Source organism: Streptomyces sp. NPDC019396 (assembly GCF_040632375.1).
GTDB lineage: Bacteria > Actinomycetota > Actinomycetes > Streptomycetales > Streptomycetaceae > Streptomyces.
The window spans coordinates 22,004-42,229 of the sequence record NZ_JBEYBS010000032.1; the positions used below are offsets into that span (position 1 = coordinate 22,004).

The 20,226-nt window shown below is 71.8% G+C and carries 20 protein-coding genes; 11 read left to right on the plus strand and 9 right to left on the minus strand.

Annotation, left to right across the window (positions count from 1 at the left end):
* The first annotated feature begins 2 nt into the window (after positions 1–2).
* Genes ABZ532_RS27800 through ABZ532_RS27835 form a run of 8 tightly spaced genes read left to right on the plus strand, consistent with a single transcriptional unit; the run spans position 3 to position 6,779 of the window.
* Positions 3–1,040: a MupA/Atu3671 family FMN-dependent luciferase-like monooxygenase gene (locus tag ABZ532_RS27800; protein ID WP_361289465.1), complete on the plus strand. Its 1,038-nt coding sequence runs from the start codon at positions 3–5 to the stop codon at positions 1,038–1,040.
* A complete protein-coding gene (locus tag ABZ532_RS27805) occupies positions 1,037–1,567 on the plus strand; it encodes a flavin reductase family protein (RefSeq protein ID WP_361289468.1) in 531 nt (176 codons plus the stop codon). Before ABZ532_RS27800 ends, ABZ532_RS27805 begins: the two co-directional genes overlap by 4 nt.
* A complete protein-coding gene (locus ABZ532_RS27810; RefSeq protein ID WP_361289471.1) occupies positions 1,564–2,424 on the plus strand; it encodes a hypothetical protein in 861 nt (286 codons plus the stop codon). The genes ABZ532_RS27805 and ABZ532_RS27810 overlap by 4 nt, the downstream gene beginning before the upstream one ends.
* Positions 2,421–3,596, plus strand: coding sequence for an acyl-CoA dehydrogenase family protein (locus tag ABZ532_RS27815; RefSeq protein ID WP_361289474.1), 1,176 nt, complete (start codon positions 2,421–2,423; stop codon positions 3,594–3,596). The genes ABZ532_RS27810 and ABZ532_RS27815 overlap by 4 nt, the downstream gene beginning before the upstream one ends.
* A gap of 9 nt (positions 3,597–3,605) precedes the next feature.
* Positions 3,606–4,841: a hypothetical protein gene (locus ABZ532_RS27820; protein ID WP_361289478.1), complete on the plus strand. Its 1,236-nt coding sequence runs from the start codon at positions 3,606–3,608 to the stop codon at positions 4,839–4,841.
* Positions 4,838–5,740: a 3-hydroxyacyl-CoA dehydrogenase family protein gene (locus tag ABZ532_RS27825; protein ID WP_361289481.1), complete on the plus strand. Its 903-nt coding sequence runs from the start codon at positions 4,838–4,840 to the stop codon at positions 5,738–5,740. Before ABZ532_RS27820 ends, ABZ532_RS27825 begins: the two co-directional genes overlap by 4 nt.
* Positions 5,737–5,994 (plus strand): acyl carrier protein, encoded by a 258-nt coding sequence (locus ABZ532_RS27830; protein WP_361289484.1) that lies wholly within the window; start codon positions 5,737–5,739, stop codon positions 5,992–5,994. Before ABZ532_RS27825 ends, ABZ532_RS27830 begins: the two co-directional genes overlap by 4 nt.
* Positions 5,991–6,779 (plus strand): 4'-phosphopantetheinyl transferase superfamily protein, encoded by a 789-nt coding sequence (locus ABZ532_RS27835; RefSeq protein WP_361289487.1) that lies wholly within the window; start codon positions 5,991–5,993, stop codon positions 6,777–6,779. Before ABZ532_RS27830 ends, ABZ532_RS27835 begins: the two co-directional genes overlap by 4 nt.
* A gap of 108 nt (positions 6,780–6,887) precedes the next feature.
* On the opposite strand, the gene ABZ532_RS27840 is transcribed toward ABZ532_RS27835, so the two are convergent.
* Entirely contained in the window at positions 6,888–8,141 is a 1,254-nt protein-coding gene (locus ABZ532_RS27840) for an MFS transporter (protein WP_361289490.1), read from the minus strand.
* Positions 8,142–8,206: 65 nt separating this feature from the next.
* Between ABZ532_RS27840 and ABZ532_RS27845 the strand changes: the two genes are divergently transcribed.
* On the plus strand, positions 8,207–9,430 hold the full coding sequence (locus ABZ532_RS27845; protein ID WP_361289493.1) for an ROK family protein: 1,224 nt from the start codon (positions 8,207–8,209) through the stop codon (positions 9,428–9,430).
* Positions 9,431–9,440: 10 nt separating this feature from the next.
* Here the strand turns inward: ABZ532_RS27845 and ABZ532_RS27850 are convergent, their stop codons facing one another.
* Positions 9,441–10,028 (minus strand): ATP-binding protein, encoded by a 588-nt coding sequence (locus ABZ532_RS27850; RefSeq protein ID WP_361289496.1) that lies wholly within the window; start codon positions 10,026–10,028, stop codon positions 9,441–9,443.
* A gap of 213 nt (positions 10,029–10,241) precedes the next feature.
* Positions 10,242–10,574: a hypothetical protein gene (locus tag ABZ532_RS27855; RefSeq protein ID WP_361289499.1), complete on the minus strand. Its 333-nt coding sequence runs from the start codon at positions 10,572–10,574 to the stop codon at positions 10,242–10,244.
* 222 nt (positions 10,575–10,796) lie between these two features.
* On the opposite strand from ABZ532_RS27855, the gene ABZ532_RS27860 reads away from it, so the two are divergent.
* Positions 10,797–11,912, plus strand: coding sequence for a PLP-dependent cysteine synthase family protein (locus tag ABZ532_RS27860; protein ID WP_361289502.1), 1,116 nt, complete (start codon positions 10,797–10,799; stop codon positions 11,910–11,912).
* Positions 11,913–11,927: 15 nt separating this feature from the next.
* Here ABZ532_RS27860 and ABZ532_RS27865 read toward each other — a convergent pair whose 3' ends face one another.
* From ABZ532_RS27865 to ABZ532_RS27875, 3 genes are all read right to left on the minus strand, one after another.
* Positions 11,928–12,407 (minus strand): SRPBCC family protein, encoded by a 480-nt coding sequence (locus tag ABZ532_RS27865; RefSeq protein WP_361289505.1) that lies wholly within the window; start codon positions 12,405–12,407, stop codon positions 11,928–11,930.
* Positions 12,408–12,518: 111 nt separating this feature from the next.
* The gene (locus ABZ532_RS27870; protein WP_361289508.1) at positions 12,519–12,956 is read right to left on the minus strand and encodes an SRPBCC family protein; all 438 of its coding nucleotides are present in this window, start codon (positions 12,954–12,956) and stop codon (positions 12,519–12,521) included.
* Between the two features lie 3 nt (positions 12,957–12,959).
* Entirely contained in the window at positions 12,960–13,439 is a 480-nt protein-coding gene (locus ABZ532_RS27875; protein ID WP_361289512.1) for a hypothetical protein, read from the minus strand.
* 209 nt (positions 13,440–13,648) lie between these two features.
* Here ABZ532_RS27875 and ABZ532_RS27880 point away from each other — a divergent pair, with 209 nt between their 5' ends.
* Positions 13,649–15,988, plus strand: coding sequence for a hypothetical protein (locus tag ABZ532_RS27880; RefSeq protein WP_361289557.1), 2,340 nt, complete (start codon positions 13,649–13,651; stop codon positions 15,986–15,988).
* Between the two features lie 63 nt (positions 15,989–16,051).
* On the opposite strand, the gene ABZ532_RS27885 is transcribed toward ABZ532_RS27880, so the two are convergent.
* The 3 genes from ABZ532_RS27885 to ABZ532_RS27895 form a co-directional block, all read right to left on the minus strand.
* Positions 16,052–18,478, minus strand: coding sequence for a right-handed parallel beta-helix repeat-containing protein (locus ABZ532_RS27885; RefSeq protein WP_361289515.1), 2,427 nt, complete (start codon positions 18,476–18,478; stop codon positions 16,052–16,054).
* 98 nt (positions 18,479–18,576) lie between these two features.
* Positions 18,577–19,230 carry a hypothetical protein gene (locus ABZ532_RS27890; protein WP_361289518.1) on the minus strand — a complete coding sequence of 218 codons (654 nt, stop codon included), beginning with the start codon at positions 19,228–19,230 and terminating at the stop codon, positions 18,577–18,579.
* Between the two features lie 152 nt (positions 19,231–19,382).
* Complete coding sequence (locus ABZ532_RS27895; protein WP_361289521.1) at positions 19,383–20,216, minus strand: MOSC N-terminal beta barrel domain-containing protein; 834 nt, start codon at positions 20,214–20,216, stop codon at positions 19,383–19,385.
* Positions 20,217–20,226 lie beyond the last annotated feature (10 nt).

Genomic DNA, 20,226 nt, shown 5'->3' on the forward strand with positions numbered 1-20,226 from the left:
CCATGGATTTCAGTCTGTTCTACTTCGCCAACGACAGCCTCGAAAACGACAGCGACCGCTACCGGGTGCTGCTGGAGGGCGCGCGGTTCGCGGATCAGCACGACTTCGCGGCCGTGTGGACGCCCGAACGGCACTTCCACCCCTTCGGCGGTCTCTACCCGAACCCGGCCGTGACCGGGGCCGCCGTCGCGGCCGTCACGGAACGCGTGGCGATCCGCGCGGGCAGTGTGGTCGCCCCGCTGCACCACCCCCTGCGCATCGCGGAGGAGTGGTCCGTGGTGGACAACCTCTCCAACGGCCGGGTCGGGGTCTCCTTCGCCTCCGGCTGGCACGCGGTCGACTTCGCGTTCAGGCCCGAGGCCTACGCCGACCGGAGGGAGGCGCTGCCGGAGCAGATCGACCAGGTCCGCCGGCTGTGGCGCGGCGAGGAGATGACCGTCCTGGACGGCACCGGCAGCGAGCAGCGTGTGCGGATCTACCCGCCGCCGGTACAACCGGAACTGCCGGTATGGATCACCAGCGCGGGAGGGGTGGAGACCTTCCGCCGGGCCGGCCGGGCCGGAACCGGGATCCTCACTCATCTGCTGGGCCAGGACCTGGACGAACTCGCCCTCAAGATCGCGGAATACCAGACCGAGCACAAGCAGGCCACCGGTCGGCCGGGCCATGTCGCGCTGATGATCCACACCTATCTGGGGACGGAGGAGGACGAGGTCCGAAGCACCGTGCGAGAGCCGCTCAGCGACTACCTGCGCAGTTCCCTCGGCCTGCTGCTCGGCTCCGGTCTGGACGGCAACCGCCGCATCGACCCCGCAGCGCTGCGTCCCGACGATGTCGAGTTCATCGTCCAGCGCGCCTTCGACCGCTACTTCGACCACGGCGGACTGCTCGGCACTCCCGACAAGGCGCTGCGGGTGATCGCACGGCTGCGGGAGTGCGGAATCGACGAAGTGGCCTGTCTCGTCGACTTCGGGCTGCCCGCCGATACGGTGCTGGCGGGCCTGGAGCATCTGGGCCGTCTGCGGGAGCTGGCCCGATGAGCGCCCGGGTCCCGGTGACCGCCCCGGTCCAGGACGAGGCGGGCTTCCGCCAGGTGGCGGGGCGCCTGCCCACCGGCGTCACCCTGCTCAGCACCGTGATCGACGGACAACCGCACGCAACGCTGGTGAACTCCTTCACCACCGTGTCCACGGACCCGCTGCTGGTCCTCGTCTCGCTGAGCACCGCAGGCCGCACCTGTGCCCGGGTGACCGCGACCGGTGCCTTCGCGGTGACCGTGCTGTCCGCCGAACAGCGGGACGCCGCACAGCGGTTGGCCGATCCCACCCGCGCACTGGGCATCGAGGCCATGGGCGACGACTGGCGGCCCGCACCCCACTCCGGCGCGCCCGTGTTCGCGGAAGGGGTCGGCTATTTCGACTGCGCCGTGGAGCAGGCCCACCAGGCCGGGGACCACACCGTGGTGATCGCCGGCGTACGCGCTTTCGGTGTCCTGTCCGACCGGGCACCCCTGCTGTTCGTACGGAGCCGGCTCGTAGCGCCGGCGAACCGAGGAGAACTCTCATGACCGACGGCACCCACCGCCGTACACCTGACGCATTCGACACCGCCGTCTCCCGGCTGCGGGTCCCGGGCATGGGGACCGAGGTGGTGGCCCCGCTGCTGGCCAACCTCGTCAGGATGACCAGGCCCCGCCGGGTACTCGAGGTGGGGATGGGCTACACCACGCCCTTCCTGGCAGCCGCCCTGGCCGAGTCCGAGGCCCTGTTCGAGGAGGAGTCGGCGGCGCTGGCCGCCAAGACCCGCCCGTACCTGGACGGCGGCGCGGAACTCGACGAGACCTGGCTCAACGCCGAACCACCGCTGGCCGTACCGGCTCAGTACCTGGAGCCCTACCGGCCCCAGCTGGTCGCGGTGGACGATCTGTCGATCGCCGACTCCTCCGCGGGCCGGGTCAAGGAGGTCCTCGACGAACTCGGGCTCACCGACCGGGTCACCATCGTCAACGCGCCGCTCCAGGAGTGCAGGGCACTACTGCCCGAGGACTTCACCCCGATCGACTTCGCCTGGGTGGACGCCTGGGAGTGCCTGTTCTTCCTCGACCACTTCCTGGATCTGATCAACCCGGACGGCGGCCTGATCGCCCTGCACTACCTGATGACCTATCCGGAGGGCGAGGCCATCCTGCGCTATCTCGACCGGATGGTGCGCTCACGCCCCGGCGAGCTCGAGGTCATGAACCTGCTGGAGCCGCACAAGCTCGTCCAGAACAGCGTCACGCTGATCCGGCGCACGGGCGGCGCACCGCGCCGGTACGCCTCGAAGGGCGGGCTGATCGACTACGGCGGCGAGCTGCGGGACCTCGCGCGCGAACAGGCCGCGACCCACCACACCACCGAGACACCTCAGGAGCGGTCACGATGACGACGGCACCGGCCATGCACTTCGCGCCCACCCGCGAGCAGACGGTCCTGCGCAACCGCGTCCGCCGTTTCGCCCGGCAGCAGCTCGGCGCCGACGTCGCCCGCCTCGACCGGGAGCGGCTCTTCGACCGGGACGGCTGGAAGGCGTGCGCCGACTTCGGCGTCCTGGGCTGGCCGATCCCCGCCGAGTACGGCGGCGCAGGACTCGACCCCCTCACCACCATCATGGCCTTCGAGGCACTCGGCCAGGGCTGCGCGGACAACGGCCTGGTCTTCGCGATCAACAACCACCTCTTCGCCTGCGCCGTGTACCTCCTCGACCACGGCACCCCCGAGCAGTGCAAGCGCTGGCTCCCCGCGCTCTGCGACGGCTCCCTGATCGGCGCGCACGCGCTGACCGAGGAGGAGACCGGCTCGGACATGCTGTCGCTACGCACCACCGCGGTCCGGGACGGCGGGCGGTACGTCCTCAACGGCACGAAGATGTTCATCAGCAACGCCCCCGTGGCCGACCTGTTCATCGTCTTCGCCCGCACCAGTGAGACCGCCGCCCCCCAGCAGGCCCTGTCCGCCTTCATCGTGCCGGCCGACACCCCCGGCCTCACCGTCCGGGAGATCCCCAAGGCCGGGCTGCGCGGCACCCCGATGGGCGAGGTCTCCTTCACCGACTGCGCTGTCCCGGCCGACCTCCTGCTGGGCAGCGAGGGCGGCGGATACGCGGCGTTCACCCGGACCATGGAGTGGGAGCGCGGCTTCATGGTCGCCAGCCAGGTGGGTGTGCTGGCCCGGCTCGTCGACCGATGCGTCCGCCATGCCTCCACCCGGCAGCAGTTCGGGCGTCCCATCGGCGACTTCCAGGCCGTCTCCCACACCATCGCCGACATGCGGGTGCGCCTGGAGCTGTCCCAGCTCCTGCTCTACAAGGTGGGCTGGCTGCGCTCCCAGGGGCGGCTCGCGCTCAACGAGGTGTCGATGCTGAAGCTGTACGTCAGCGAAAGCCTCAAGGCCAGTGCACTGGAGACCATGCAGCTCCACGGCGCCCGCGGCTACACCGAGGACCTGGGTGTGGAGCGGGAGGTACGCGACGTGCTGGCCGGGACCATCTACGGCGGCACCTCCCAGATCCAGCGCTCGATCATCTCCGGACTGCTGGGCCTGTCCGGCCCGGCCTGAGAGGAACCGATGTACCGATACCAACTGGCGCTCGACGAACCGCTCTCCGGAGCGCATATCGACGAACTGCGGCGCCGGGTGTACTTCGTCTCCGAGTCGATCACCGGCTTCGAGCTCAAGATGTCCGACGACGGCGCCGCAGTGGTGGCGGTCGGTGTGGAGACCGCGTCCGAGGCCGACGTCGAGGAACTCGGCCGCAAGCTCAAGGCGGTCATCGCCACCGAGGTCCGCCCGCAGCTCGCGTCACCGCCCAAGGTGCTGTGGCGCTCGTCGTCCAGCCGCCGGGCGCGCGAGGACACCTCCTTCGAGGCCATGCGCGCCGACGGCGTGGTCCACGAGGTCGGGCCCGGCCAGGTGGCCCTGGGCCATCCCGCGCTCACCGCTGTCGACGCACTGGACCGGCTGGTGCGCGACATCGTGCTGGACGAGTTCGGCGGTGTCGAGTACCGCTACCCCACGACACTGCCGGTGAGCGCGCTCCACCGCAGCGGCTATCTGTCCTCGTTCCCGCAGCACCTGATGTTCGCCGCCAGGCTGCAGGGTGAAGTGGACACGTACCAGCAGTTCATCGGGGACACGCAGCGGCACGGCACCATCGGGGAACACATCCTGCACCGCTGCGGCCCGGTGGAGCGCGTGCTGCCGCCGACCATGTGCTACCACACGTTCAACCAGTGGGCCGGGACGGCCATCCCCGGCGAGGCGATGGTGGTGACCGCACGCGGCGGCTCCTTCCGCCATGAGTCGCGCTACCACGCGACCCTGGAGCGGCTCAGCGACTTCACCATCCGCGAGATCGTGTTCATGGGCCCGACGGACTTCGTCCGTCAGTCCCGGGAGCGCTTCCGGCGGCGCGCCGTCGCACTCATCGAGGAACTCGACCTGTTCGGCCGGTGCGAGGTGGCCAGCGACCCGTTCTTCGCGGGCGCCGACGGTGCCGCCCGGGTCTCCTCGCAGCGGCTCCTGGAGCTCAAGCACGAACTCCACCTGGAAATCGAGCCCGACGGCGACACCATCGCCGTCGCCTCCTTCAACCTGCACGAACGGCACTTCGGCGAGGCATTCGACATCCGCGGCCAGGACGGCGAGATCGTCTGCTCCGCCTGCGTGGGCTTCGGTCTGGAAAGGCTCGCCTACGCGGTGCTCCGGCAGTACGGGTGGGACGTGGCCGACTGGCCGGCCCTGCTGCGTGACCAGTGCCCACCCTTCGTTCACCAGCTCTCCGCTTCCAAGGAATCGCGATGACCGAAACCAGTACGATCCAGCGCGTCGGTGTCCTCGGCGCGGGCACGATGGGCATCGGGGTGTCCCATGCCTTCGCCGCGGCGGGCCTGCCCGTGGTGCTCGTGGACACCACCACCGAGGCGCTCGACCGCGCCCGCAACACCATCGAGGCCAACGTGCGCCTCTACACGATGATCGACCGCACCCAGGCAGCGGTCTCACCGAAGAGCGTTCTCGACGCGATCACCTTCACCACCGAGCTCGACGGTCTGTCCGACGTGGACTTCGTGGTGGAGAACGTCACGGAGAACTGGGACATCAAGGAGGCCCTCTACCGCGAGCTCGACCGGATCTGCCCGCAGCACTGCGTGTTCGGGGTCAACACCTCGGCCATCCCCATCACCAAGATGGCATCGGTGACCTCACGGGCGGAGCGGGTGATCGGCACCCACTTCATGAACCCGGTGCCGCTCAAGCCGCTGGTGGAGGTCATCCGCGGCTTCCACACCACGCCCGAGACGGTCGACCTGACCACAGGGCTGTTCCGCCGGATCGGCAAGGACAGCGTCGTGGTCGAGGACTCCTCCGGATTCGTCACCAACCGCGTGGCGATGATCACCGTCAACGAGGCCATCTTCCTCCTCTCCGAAGGGGTCTCCACGGCCCCCGACATCGACCGGCTGTTCCGCCAGTGCCTGGGCCACCAGATGGGGCCGCTGGAGACCGCCGACCTGATCGGTCTCGACACGGTCCTCTACTCACTGGACGTCCTGCTCGACAACTTCGACGACCCCAAGTTCCGTCCGGCCCCGCTGCTGCGCAAGCTCGTGGCGGCCGGTCGGCTGGGCCGCAAGAGCGGCCACGGTTTCTATTCCTACGAGCCGGCCACGTCCGGCAGCACGACGGGAGTCTCCTCATGAGCGAATACCTGGAAGAAGTCCACGAGTTCGTCGCCCAGCACGCGGGCGGGCAGCGCTTCGCGGACGACGAGGACATGTTCGCCGCAGGGCGGATCAACTCGCTGTTCGCGGTGCAGCTGGTGATGTGGGTGGAGCGTACGTACGGCATAGCCGTGCAGGGCGAGGACCTGGACATCGCCAACTTCCGTACCGTCGCGGACGTCGCCCGGTTCGTGGAGACCCGGCTGGGGACAGACGCGGCCGTGGCCTCTTGACGCCTCGCTCGGCCGAGCCGGTGCCGCGGCAGACGACGTTCGACCCGTCGTCTGCCGCGGTACCCGGGCGGGAGCCCGTCGACTGCGATGTGTGGTGGGCGGCCCCGGTGACGGTGCCTGCCCACCGCCTCGCCCTCCTCGACCCGGCCGAGAGACAGCGGTACGCGCGCCACGAGGCCGATGGCAACCACGGCGCGCGGGACCGCCACGCCACGGCGGCCGTCCTCCTGCGTACCCTGGCCGCCCGCTACACCGGCTGCCCCGCCGACCGCGTCCGTGTCGACCGGACGTGCCCAGGCTGCGGGCAGCCGCACGGCAAGCCCCGACTCCCCGGTCTCGACCTGCATGTCTCGCTCTCCCACACCGACGACCTCATCGCGGTGGCCGTCACGCGCGCCGGTCCCGTCGGGGTCGATGTGGAACGGATCGACCGAGGCCTCGACCACCGTGCTCTCGCCCGGTACGCCTTGTCGGACGAGGAGACCGCGTGGTTCCGCGAGACGGAACCCGTCACCGGCTTCTACCTCGTCTGGACCAGGAAGGAGTCCATCCTCAAGGCCACGGGCGACGGTCTGCGCGTCCCCATGGCCACCCTCACCCTGTCCGCCCCGGGCCTGCCGGTCCGGCTGCTCGACGCCACCGCCCACCCCGGCCTTCCCGCGCGCGCCCGCACCACCGACCTGCGCCCGGGGCCGGACCATGCCGCGGCGGTCACGGTCCTCGCCGATCGACCGGTGCGGATCCGCGAGTCGGACGTGCGCGCGGACTGGCTCGTGCGGGAGTGATTCCCAGCGCATCGTCCCGGGAGCCGTGGGCACGGGCATTGACGTGCTGCGCGGGCCGTGGCGCGCGGCAACGATCCGCGCACCACGCGGGCTGTGCCGAGCTTCGGGTCAGTGCGCCCGGGACGGTTCCGACGGGTGGCGGTACCGGGTGGACGTACGCGCCGCAAATCCGATGACCCCTGCCGTGGCGGCGAGCCCCGCCACTGTCGTGAGAGCCACCGGCAGGGAGAACCAGTCGGCGAGGAACCCGATCGCGGGCGGCCCGAGCAGCATCCCGCCGTAGCCGAGCGTGGACGCGGTGGCCACACCCGAGGGTCCGGCCAGGGCACCGGCGCGGCCCACCGCCACCGGGAAGATGTTCGCCAGACCCAGCCCCGTGACGGCGAAGCCCGCGAGGGCGAGCCAGGTGGTGGGTGCCAGCGCGCCGATGAGCATGCCCGCCGCGGCGGTCGCGCCACCCGCGGCCAGGACCCTGGTCTGGCCCAGGCGCTCCAGCAGGGTGGTGCCGGTCAGCCGGCCCACGGTCATGGCGAGTGCGAAAAGCGCGTATCCGGCTGCGGCGATGCCCGGATGGGCGTGGAGGTCCTGCTCCAGGTGGAGCGCTCCCCAGTCCGCCAGGGCTCCCTCCCCGTACGCCGTGCACAGCGCGATCACTCCGAACAGCACGACGAGTCGGCGGGTGCGGCTGCTGCGGCCGGCGGGTGCCGGCGTGGCCGTGGGGGACGCGGCGTCGTCCGGCAGTGCGGGCAGGCGGTGCCGCAGCAGCATCGGCCCGGCCACGGCCGTGGTCAGCAGGCCTATCACGGTGAGCGAGAGGAGATGGGTCTCGGGGGAGAGGCCCGCGGCGACCAGCCCGCCGATGCCCGCCCCGATCATGCCCCCGAGGCTGAACGCGGCGTGGAAGCCGGGCATCACGGGGCGTCGCAGCGCGGCGACCAGCTCGACGGCGGCGCTGTTCATCGCCACGTTGACACCGCCGTAGGCCGCGCCGAAGGCGAGCAGCACCAGGCCGAGGGCGAGCGCCGAATGGGTCTGTGCGGGCAGGGCGATGCTCAGCGACATGAGGGCCCCCGCGAGTACCGTCACCGGGCGCGTCCCGAAACGGCCGCACAGGCGTCCGGTCAGGGTCATCGTGACCACCGCGCCCGCGGACACCCCGAGCAGGGCCATGCCCAGGGCGCTGGCCGAGGCCCCGGTCTGGTCCTTGATCGCGGGGATGCGGACCACCCAGCCGGCGAACAGGAAGCCGTCGAGGGCGAAGAACAGGGTCAGGGCGGTGCGGAGGCGGTTCAGTGAGTGGCGGGCGAGGTCTTCGCCGTGGCTCCCCGGGGCGGCCGTCCGTGATTTGTTTAGTAGCGGCACAAAGTCAGCGTAAGGGGTGAGGCGCTCGCGACACAACCTCGCGGGATCATGGGAGACTCGCCCTCATGAGCGGCAAGGTGACGACCACGCGGACGAGGCTGGAGAGAGGCCGTAACGTACTCGGCCCCGCGCTGGAACTGGTGCACACCGGCCGGGCGCCCACCCGCGCCGTGCTCACCGCCGAACTCGGCGTCACCCGCGCCACGGCCGGAGCCGTGGCGGCGGAACTCGAGGCGCTCGGGCTCATCCGCGTCGACTCCCGGCCGGAGGCCGCGGGCTCCCAGGGCCGCCCATCGCACCGGCTGTCGGTCGACGGCGAAGGGCCGGTGGCACTCGCCGCCCAGGTGCACGCCGACGGGTTCCGGGCCGCGCTCGTCGGACTCGGCGGCGCGATCGTCGCCACCGCCCCCGGCTGCGTCACGGTCTCCGCCGACCCGGCCCAGGTGCTCGGCGAAGTGGTGGAGGCTGGAGCCCAACTGCTCCGCGCCAGCGGGCGGCGGTGTGTCGGGGCCGGGCTCGCCGTGCCCTCCGCGGTGGCCGAACCCGAGGGCACCGCCCTGAACCCGCTGCATCTGGCCTGGTCCGCGGGCGCTCCGGTGCGGGACATCTTCACCGAGCGCGTCCGTGCGGTGGGCATCGAGGGGCCGGTCTTCACGGGCAACGACGTCAACCTCGCCGCCCTCGCCGAGCACCGGCACGGCGCGGGCAGGGGAGCGCGGCATCTGCTCTGTGTGGCCACCGGGCATCGCGGCGTCGGTGGCGCCCTGGTGCTCGACGGGCGGCTGCACACGGGGAGTTCGGGCCTGGCGCTGGAGGTCGGCCACCTCACCGTCAACCCCGAGGGCCGTCCCTGCCATTGCGGCAGCCGGGGCTGCCTCGACGTGGAGGCCGACCCGCTGGCCTTCCTCACCGCGGCCGGCCGCGATCCGGGCCCCGAGGTGTCACTCCTGCAGCAGTCCATCGACCTGCTGCGCACCGGATACGGCGAACTCTCGGTGCGGGCCGCGGCGGAGGAGATCGTGGACCGGCTCGGCCTCGGCCTCGCGGGCCTCGTCAACATCCTCAACCCCGACCGCATCATCCTCGGCGGTCTGCACCGCGAGCTCCTCGACGCCGACCCCGAGCGGCTGCGCGCGGTCGTCGCGGACCGCAGTCTGTGGGGGCGCAGCGGCGGAGTGCCGATCCTGCCCTGCACCCTCGATCACAACAGCCTGGTGGGTGCCGCCGAACTGGCCTGGCAGCCCGTCCTGGACGACCCGATGAGCCTGCTTCCGGCCCGCGCGTCCTGAGTCTTCGCCGTCAGCGGGAGGAGGCTGCGGAGCGGGCCACGGCGGGCGTGCGCGCCTCGTGTGCAGGTCCCGTCCCCGCGTCGACGACGGCGAAGGGCTCGTCCAGCGAAACCACGCCGGCTCCGTCGGTGGCGACGGGCGTGGCCACGCCCGCACCGCACACCACGGCATCGGCGAACGTCGGCCGGTACGCCAGGGGCAGTGGCGCCGGAAGTGTGAACCACACGGCCTTGCCGCCCTCGCCCTTGGGCCGCACGCCCCAGCTCTCGCTCAGCGCAGCTATCAGTGCGAGTCCCCGGCCCGTGGTCTCCAGCCGGCTGCCCGTGCTTCCCGCGGTGGGCAGCCGCGGGTCATGGTCGTGCACCGAGACGGTGAGCCGGTTGAGCAGCACCTCGAGCTCGACGGCGCACAGTTTGTCCGGCTGGGCGTGCCGGTGCACGTTGGTCAGCAACTCCGTGACGCCCAGCGCCGCATGGTCGATCAGGGGATCGAGATGCCAGTAGCGCAGTTGCGCCGACACGATTCTGCGGACCTGACCGATCCGCGCCGGCAGAGCCTGGAGCTCCACCCTGCAATGCCTGCTTGCCTCGCTGATCACGGCTGCGACTCCCCGAAAGAGGTCCGGAAGAAGGCGAAGGAACGGATCCAGCAGTTGGCTGCCTGCTGTGTGTGCCGACGGTCTGGATCGCAGAGTAGCCGCCGGTGAACCCTGAGTGATGAAGTCAAGCGTGAACCAGGAGTGACGACTGCGCAACTCCACGCGCGGGTCCCCGTGTGCAGCCGTGGGGCGAGCGGTGACCAGGTACGGCGGTCAGTCGAGGTCGCCCCCGGCTCTGCGCACCGCGTCCAGGAACCGGCCTGCCAGCGCCGTACCGTCGAGCCTGTGGCCGTCCTGTGTGCGCCCCGGGCGGTCCATGGTCAGCCGGTAACGGGTGCCGTTGACCGTCGCGACGGTGCTGTCGTCGCCCGCGAACCACGGCCTGCCCGCATGGACGGCGTCCACCGGGGCACTGTCGATCACCCGGCCGTAACTCGTCAGCAGGGCGAGACGGCCGTCCTCGATGAGGACCTGACCGGCCTTGGTCAGCGAGCGGGGCCACCGCTCGATCCGTACACCCGTGGCACTGAACTCCGGTTCCTGCAAGACCGCCGCCCCCTTCGCACGACTCGTACGAGCTGCCGCACCCAGTCTGCCCAGCCGGTCGCGGGGACGCCAGGGTGCATTTCGACACCTTGCCACAAGTAGTTGCTATGAAACCCCAAAGTGAACGTTTGTGCAGGTGAGGGGCTTATGGTGCAGTGGGGAGTGGGCTGGCGGGGCGTGCAGGATTCAAGAAGCGGCAAGTGCAGGCAAGGAGTGGGGCGCATGAGTACGTACGAGGCGGCGGCCACGATCGACGTGGACCGGAGCGACACCGAGTACCGGGCGTGGCTGAAGGACGCGGTCCGGAAGGTGCAGGCCGATGCGAACAGATCGGCCGACACCCATCTGCTGCGCTTCCCCCTGCCCGAGCAGTGGGGCATCGACCTCTACCTGAAGGACGAGTCCACCCATCCCACCGGAAGCCTCAAGCACCGCCTCGCCCGCTCGCTGTTCCTGTACGGGCTGTGCAACGGCTGGATCCGCCCCGGCAGACCGGTCATCGAAGCCTCCAGCGGTTCGACCGCCGTCTCGGAGGCCTACTTCGCGAAGCTGATCGGCGTTCCGTTCATCGCCGTCATGCCGCGCACCACCAGTGCCGAGAAGTGCCGTCTCATCGAATTCCACGGCGGACAGTGCCACTTCGTGGACGACCCGATGAAGGTGTACGAGGAGTCGGCGGCGCTCGCGGTCGAGTGCGGTGGTCACTACATGGACCAGTTCACCTATGCCGAGCGGGCGACCGACTGGCGTGGAAACAACAACATCGCGGAGTCGATCTACCAGCAGCTGAACCGGGAACGCTATCCGGAGCCCGCCTGGATCGTCGCCACCGCCGGTACGGGCGGCACCTCCGCGACCATCGCCCGCTACGTCCACTACATGCAGTACGACACCCGCGTGTGTGTGCCCGACCCGGAGAACTCCTGCTTCTTCGACGGCTGGACCCGCGGCGACGCGACGGCCACCAGCGACTGCGGCTCGCGAATCGAGGGCATCGGCCGCCCCCGTATGGAACCGAGCTTCGTCCCCGGCGCCATCGACCGGATGATGAAGGTGCCGGACGCGGCGACCGTCGCCGCCGTCCGCGCCCTGGAACGGGCCATCGGCCGCAAGGCGGGCGGCTCCACCGGCACCGGGCTGTGGAGCGCGCTGAAGATCGTCGCGGAGATGGTGACCGCAGGGGACAAGGGCAGCGTGGTGACACTGATCTGCGACCCGGGCGACCGCTACCTCGACAAGTACTACTCCGACGCCTGGCTGGCCGGACAAGGTCTTGACATCGCCCCGTACGCCGAGGCGATCGACCGCTTCCTCGCCACGGGGAGCTGGCCGGACTGAGTGCCCGTCAGCGGCTCAGCCGGCCCGCGACGCGAGACGGCGGTCGAGACGGCGCACCGCGTCCCGGAAGGAGTAGCCCACGCCTGCCTTCCCCAGCCGCATCCCGACCCGGAGCAGCCCCGGGCCGTCGACCGCCATGGTCCACCGCACCCGGGTCCCGGTCCCTGCGGGCGCAAGGCACCACTCCTCGAGCATGGCCCGCACACCGGGCAGATTGGTTTCGTCGATCCGGTAGGCGTACCGCGTCGCCGGCTCCGACGCCATGACCGTCTCCCGGAAACGGATCCCGCCCCGCAGAGCGACATCCCGGCCGGCGCCCTCCCGGGTCGGCTTCGCCCGCGCCACGGCGGTGAACCAGGCCGGCCAGCCTTCGACGTCGTCGGCGAGTGCGCGGTAGACCTCCGACGGAGACGCGGCGACGTCGGCGGTGAAGACGAGGCGCACGGGGGCGGACTCGGCGAAGTCGAGCGGCACGGAATTCAGCCTGCGTGGCATCGGAGCGTACCTCCGGGTGGGTCGGGGCGGCGTGGCGTACGGGCCGGGACACCATAGCCGCCGGAACGTCGATGCGGCAGCATGCCAACGTGAGCGAAGCGCTGGCCAGTCCTAGGCCCTGACCAGCAGGCCGTCGACCACCCGGCCGAACACCCGGCGGGCCGCCAGTGCCACAGCCGCATCCAGGGCGCGGGGCACGCCCCGTGGCCGGAGCTCCTCCTCCCAGGTCACCCGGGACCCTCCGGGCGCCTCCCGCACCACGATCTCGGCCCAGCCGAGGACGACCCGACCGCGCTTCTCGAGGCGGCACCGGCCCGGGAGTCCCGGGGCCGGGGGCTGCCAGTGCACGACCTCCATGATGTCGTCGAAGGCGCAGGGACCCAGCCCGGTGCGGGCGACGAAGCGGGTGCCCGCGCCCGTTGGGGCGGGTGTGAGGACCGAGATCCGGGTCAGCGGTACGTGCGCCGCGTGCGCGGGCCAGTCGGTGAGGCGCCGCCAGGTCTCGGCGGCGGGGAGCGGTGTCGTACGGACGACGCGGAAGACGGCCATGGCTCAGTCCCCGGTGGCCGTTTCGCGCCCGGGTGCCCCGTCCGCCACCACCGGACGCGGCAGACGTTCCGTGAGCGACGCACGCGCCCCGTCCGGCAGTCCCTCGGTCGCCGTGCCGCCCGGCAGGGCGAGGGCGCTTCCCGGCGCGACCATGCCGAGGGCCGTCCGTGCGATGTCCTCCGTCGCGCCGGGCTCCGGCGCCGACTTGGCTCCGCACCCCGGCTCATGTGCCCTCGCACCGCCGTGCCCCGCCTCGCCGTGCATCGCACCGCCGTCCACCTTCGTGACGGCCCCCCGCCGGGCGAGAGCGTCCGGACCGCGGCTCACGGTCACAGGGGAGACGTCCCCACTGCGGGTGAGCACGCTGCCCCGGGCACCGCCCCGGCGCCGCACCCCGTCGCGGAACAGGGCGCGCCGCTGTTCCGCGCGGAGGTCCTGCCTGCCGTTCACCACCGGGGTCGCTCCTTCGGCTGGGCTGTTCATCCTGCCATGGTCCAGAGGCACTCGTACGGGGGAGATTCCAGGAGAAGCCCGCGCCGGTGAGCCACGGAGCGCGACTCTGGACACGCGGTCGATCCTCCCAGCGGAGAGGAGCCACGGAATTGTCTGCTGCCACCCCCGCACACGAACCGGCTTGTGAACCAGCCCGTTTACCCGCACCATCGGCCGAAGCCGAGGGCGGCGGTGCCGCCCTGGAGCTCCTGGTCCACGGCGTCGGCGGCGCCACCCCGCAGGACATGCTCGGCGACCCCCGCACCGTCAGGATCACCGGCGACGCGACCGCGGCCGTCTACCGGCGCCCCGAGGACGCCGACGCCGAGCAGCACCCCGACCGGACCGCACACGGTCCGGTGCCCGAGGCGTACTCCTGGGCCAACCTCACCTCGGGCAACGGCGCCCGCGCGCTCTGGCTGCTGCTCCTGCCGTTCATGGTGGTCAACCTCGCGCACTGGATGCGCCCGACGACCAAGGGCCCGCCGGCCGCGGTCAGATGCTACGGAATGCTGGTCCGGCTCGTGGCGCTCAGCCTCACCGCCCTGCTCACCGCGGCCGCCTGCGAGGTCGCACTCGATCTGACGGCCTGGCAGTGCGCGGGCTCGGCACCCTGCTCGGCGCGCCGGTCCTGGCTGGGGTTCCTCTCCGCGGCGGGCGACGGCTGGTGGTCACAGCCGGGCCGGCGCCTCTCACTGGCGGCGCTCGTCCCCACGGCACTCGTGGGACTGCTCTGGTACCTGTCCAACCGCACCTGGAGCGCCTACGAGTCCCAGCGGCCGCCCGCCACCGAAGCCGCACACGGCACCGGAGCCACCAGAGTCACCGGAGCGATCGCGACCGGCGGCACCACGGGCGGGCCGTCGTCCATGCGCCCCGCACTCGGGCGGCCCGGCTTCTGGTACGGGCGGCGCATCGTCGCCCGGCTGCGGGCCGCGCACACCGCGGCCGGATTCCTGATCGTGGCAGCCGCCGTCGCCGGGGCGGCCGCGCGCCACGACCGCGGTGCGGACGTCCTCGCGCTCGATCTCGTGGGCCGGGCCCTGGAGTCGGTGCTCGCCCTCGCCGGTGCCTTCGTCGTCGCGGTCGTGTTCCGCCGCGGGCACAGCGACAGCCTCATCGACCAGCGCGTCGACCGTGCCGTCGTCGGCTGGCTGCCCGGCGTCTCCCTGGTCCTGCTGGCCCTCGCCATGCTCTACGCGTCCTGGTCCCGCCCCGGCTGGGCCTCCCACGGCACACTCCCCGGCGAGGAGGCCTTCCGGATACTCACCCTCGTCCAGGGCGTCCTGATCGTGGCCCTGGCCGTGTCCGCTCATCTCCTGCACCGGCGTGCCCGCCATCCCCGCACCGCCCTGAACGGCCTGGGCGGGCCCGCGGTCGCCCTCCTGGCCTGCGCCCTCGGCGGGGTCATGACCGGTGGCGTCGCCCAGCGGGTCGCCGACTGGCTGGACGGCCCCGGAACACCGGGGATGGGCCGCGGGCCCATCACCGGCCCGCCCGTGCTGCTCAGCTGGCAGGCGTCGGTCATCCCCGTGCTGCTGCTCCTGCTACTCGTCCCGCTGGCGGTACTCGCCGTACGGACATGGCGCACCGCCCGCTCCCTCGCCGCGGCGGTGGAACAGGACTACCCCGCCGAGCGGCCCGACGAGGTCCGCACCAGGCGCATTGCCGCCACCCGGGCCACCGCGGCCCTCACCGACGCCATCCCTGCCATCATCGGCATCCTGTGCACCGCCACCCTGCTGCTCGGCGGGGGCGCGCTGGCAGGCTCCTGGGCGACCGGTGAGGTCCCGGGCGAAGCCTTCGACCGGGCCCATCCGGTGGTGGAGGCCATCGCCGACGCCGCACAGACACTGGGCTCGCTGCTGATCGGGCTCGGCTTCGTGCTGATCGTCACCTGGGGCAGACGCGCTTACCGGGACGCGGCGGCCCGGCGGACCATCGGCATCCTCTGGGACGTCGGCACGTTCTGGCCGCGCGCCGCCCACCCCTTCGCCCCGCCCTGCTACGCCGAGCGGGCCGTGCCCGACCTCACCTGGCGCATGGCTTCCTGGACCGGCAGCACCGGCGGACGCCTCGTCATCTCGGGCCACTCACAGGGCAGCGTGCTGGCCGCCGCCGCGGTCTGGCAGCTCCCCGCCGCCACCCGGCGCAGAGTGGCCCTGCTCACCTACGGTTCCCCCCTGGAGCGCCTCTACGGGCGCTGGTTCCCCGCCTACTTCGGTCCCGCGGCACTTCGCGCGCTCCACCGGGAGCTGCACTGCTGGCGCAATCTCTGGCGCCACACGGATCCGATCGGCGGACCGCTGCTGCTCCCGCCCGAGCAGGGCAAGCCCGCCGTCGACCGTGCAGCGCTGAGAGACCCGGTGGTCTACGGGCGCACCGACAGCCATCCCCTTCCGGAACCGATACTCGGCCACTCCGACTACCAGGCCGACCCTGCTTTCGCGCAGGAACGCAGGGAGCTGCTCGACCGGCTGCCACCCGCGCTTCCGGGCCAGCGGGCCCCGGTACACACGGCGGATCCGCCAGATGACTGAGACAGGCTCCTTGACGGAGCGCCGGATGCCGGCCAGGGAGAACCGCGCTCGACCTCGCCCTGCTCAGGGCAGCTCGGGCAGGTCGTCGGGCACCAGCAGGGTCAGGTCGTCCGTGCTCATTTCGGCGAACCCGGCGACCCGGCCCGCATGACGCTCCACCATCGACTCGAAGGTCTGACGCGCGGTACGGCCGTTTCCGAACGCGGCGCCCTTCGGCAGTGCGGTGAAGTACTTCAGCAGCGCCTCGCCGGTACCTTCGCCCAGTCGGTACTCGTGCTCCTCGGCCTGCTGTTCCACTATCCGCAGCAGCTCATCGGGCATGTAGTCGCTGAAGGTGATGGTCCGTGAGAAGCGTGATGCCACGCCCGGGTTGACGGTCAGGAAGCGCTCCATCTCCGTCGTGTACCCGGCGACGATGACGACCACCGCGTCCCGGTGGTCCTCCATCAGCTTCACCAGGGTGTCGATGGCCTCCCGCCCGAAGTCCCGCCCCGAGTCCTCCGGTGACAGCGCATAGGCCTCGTCGATGAACAGCACCCCGCCCCGGGCCCGGTCGAACGCCTCCTGGGTGCGGATCGCCGTCGAGCCGATGTGCTCGCCGACCAGGTCCACCCGGGACACCTCGACGAGATGCCCGCGCTCCAGCACGCCGAGGGACGCGAGGATCTCGCCGTACAGCCGGGCGACCGTCGTCTTGCCGGTGCCGGGGGAGCCGGTGAAGACCAGATGGCGGCGGACCGAAGCGGCCTTGAGTCCCGCTTCCTGGCGGCGGCGACCGACCTCGATCATGTTGGTGAGGGTGCGGACCTCCCGCTTGACGCTGTCCAGACCGACCAGGTCGTCAAGCGCGCTCAGCACGTCGTCCGGGGTGCGGACGGGAGCCGACCGGACCGCGTCGGACCCGGCGGGTTCCTGGACGGGCGCGGCGGGATGGTGTGCCGGGAGCTCGCCGAGCAGCCCGGGCGAGCGCTGCGACTGGGCGGTGGTCACCACCGCCGGAGCGGGCGCCGTCGCAGCGGGCACTCCGCTGGCGTCGCTGGTGCAGTCCTCCGCGCGCACACCCTCGCCGGGGAACTCGTAGCCCCCGCGCGCACAGCGCTCGGTGCGGCAGCGCATCAGCGTCGTACGGCAGCCGTCGGTCACATGGAAGCCGTAACCCGAACTGTCCGTCACCCGGCAGGCGTGGAAGGTGCCGCGGCCTTCCGCCGACACGTAGAAACCCGCCTCCACCGGGGAGGTCACCGTGCAGCGCTCGATCGAAGGGTCGGCCCCCTTGGTGACGATCACTCCCGTCTGCGCCTTGTCGATGGTGCAGTTGTTCAGGGTGCCCCCGCTGCCGTGGTCGCGGAACCACGCGCCCGTCGAGGCTTCCCGGATCCGGCAGTCGTCCAGCTGTGCCGTGGCGCCGTCGCTGACGGACACCGCCGTGTTCCGTACCTGCGCCAGATCACTGTCGACCACGTCGGCACGCGAACCGCGGTCGAGCACGAAGAGCGCATCCGGCACGTCGTGGACCCGGCAGGAGTCCAGCACCGCGGTGGCGCCGTCGCTGACCCACACGGCGGGGTAGTCGCCCGTGCTGTCGTGGATCTCGCACTGGTTGGCGTCCACCCGGGTCCCCGGGTCCCACACCGACAGGCCGTTGCGTCCGAACCGCCGGACGGTCGACCTGGTGAGCGTGAGCACCGAACGCGAGCGCAGATCCACCGCGTTCTCGGGTATGTCATGGATGTCGCAGTCGGAGAGGGTGAGCACCGCGTCCGTGTCGAGGGTGACACCGTCGGCTGAGGTGCGGTGCACGCTGGATTCGGTGAGATGTGCCGTGGCGCGCGAGGCGATCTGCACACCGGTGCCCTTGATCTCGTACACCTCGCAGCCGATCGCCTCCAGCGCGGTCGACTCGCCCGTGATGCTGAGCCCCGCGCCCGAGGCATGGTGCACCCGGCAGCGCTCCAGCCGGGGATGGGCGCCCCCGTGCACCGAGACCCCGGACTGACCGGCCGCGACGACCTCGCACTCCTCGAACACGCCACCCGCACCGTCCAGGACGGCGATGCCCACACCCGCGGGGTTGTCGACCGTGCAGCGGCGCACGGTCGGCCGGGCCGCGCCGCGCACCTCGACACCCGCCGCGGAGCGGGTGACGATCCGCAGATCGGTCAACTCCGGTGTGCCGTCCTCGATCAGCAGCGCGGGCGCCGCGGTGTCCTGGCCCTCGACATGCAGGTCCCGCACGGTCGCGGAGGCCCGTATGGTCAGCGGGACCCCTTCGGAGGGCGCGATCCGCACCGAGCCGGCCGCTCCGTCGGGCCCGCGTAGGGTCACGGCACACCGCACCACCAGGTTCTCCCGGTAGGTCCCGGGGGAGACGGTGAGGATGTCACCGTCGGCGGCGGCCTCCAGGGCCGCGGCGAGGGAGGCGTACTCGCCCGTGCGGCGCCGCCACCGCGACGTGCCGGTGTGCGTCACCTGGACCGTGCCCTGTGCCATGGTGCTGCCTTGCCCCCACCTCGTCGTTCACCCGCCACGCTCTTGCTGTGCCCGGCGTGGCCCCACCGTAGCGTGACGGAGGCGCGGCGGGTGACCGGTCAGCACCCTGTGCCCGTACGGCCCCAGTCAGGACCGGATTTCGCCCATGCCCGGTCGAGATCCGCATACCTGTGCCGCATCAGCCGCCGTACGAACCGCCGTCTGCCGCTTTCCACCAGCCCGGCCAGGGCGGCCGCGACGCCGAGACCCGCGAGCACGGCGTGTGCCCGTGCGGCACCGCCGTCCAGGGGACGCGTGACGGACCGGTCCCGGCTGTCGGTCCATATCCGTATGGTGTCGCCCGCGCGCACGGTCACCGCGCGCACGGTCACCGCGCGCACGGTCACCGCGCGCACGGTCACCGTGCGCGCGGGCACTCTGTCGCGGTGCTGTTTCCCGTCTCTGCCCGTCCACTCGGCGACCACCGTGATGCGGGTGCGCTCCTCGCTCCGGGCGTCCGGATGGGCGGCCGACCGCTTCGGCTGCGGCAGCACGCGCACGACCCGTGCGGTCGTGGGACGCCGGTCGGTCCGCTGGACGCGCACGGTCTCGCGGAGCGCGGAATCGGCCAGTGCTCCGCAGCGCCATCCGGCGGCCGGTGCGCCGACGGCCAGTAGCAGCACCGCGGCCAGCGTCGCCCATGCCTCGACCAGATCGGTGGTGCGCCGCAGGGGATTGCGCCGCCAGCGCCACACACCCAGGAAAGCTCGCACAGGTCCGCCCCCTCTGCGCCGTGACGGCCTCGCAGCCCGCACAGACCTCGCAGGGCTTCGACACCGCTCGGAGAAGCCGGCACATCCCGGCGCAGATCCAACGAGCGGGAGGGCGCGGGGGTTCCGTCACCCGATGAACCGCGGAGGCTGCGTCAGTCGATGATCCGTACCGGGTCCCCCACCCTGACCGACCCGGATGTCTCCGGGACCAGGTTCTGGCCGAACACCAGCCGGTCCCCGAAGCGCCGGTGGCGGGCTAGGGTCCGCAGCGGTTCCCTGCCGCGTGCCGCCGTCGACTGGTCGGTGGTGGTCACGACACAGCGGCCACACGGCTTGCTCACCCGGAAGCGGACCTCGCCGACCTGGACGTGGCGCCACTGGTCCTCGGCCCACGGGTCGCCGCCGTCCACGACGAGATTGGGCCGGAAGCGGTTCATGGGCAGTGGGCCCTCGCCCGGGTTGTCTCCCTGCTCGATGAGGGAGTTCAGCGCGTCGAGCGACGCGCGCGTGGCCACCAGCAACGGGAACCCGTCGGCGAACGAGACCGTCTCACCCGGTCGTGCGTAGTCCGGAGCAACCGGCCTGCGGTGTGCGGGGTCGTCGAGATGCACCAGCCGGACCGGTGCGCCGACGTACGCGCTGAACCAGTCGTCGGAGGCGGCGCCGGCCGGCACCGCCTCCACCTTCTCCCCGAAGATCTCCACGACGACCGTGCCCTCCGGCTCGGGCACCGTCACGGTCAGCGGCGCCTGACCGGGCGCCGTCACCAGGATCCCGCCGTCATGCCCGGGCACGGCGGACGCCAACGCGAGCCGTGCGTGCTGGCGTTGGGTCACTGCCCGGCCCGTGGCGTCGACGACCATCCACCGGCGGTCACCGGCAAGGCCCCATGGCTCCACGACCGCCGTGTCCGGAGCGAAGCCCGCGAGGGACTTCACCGGGTGGACATGGATGGAGTGGACGGAGCGCTGCACGGGACCGGTCATAGGGCCATCC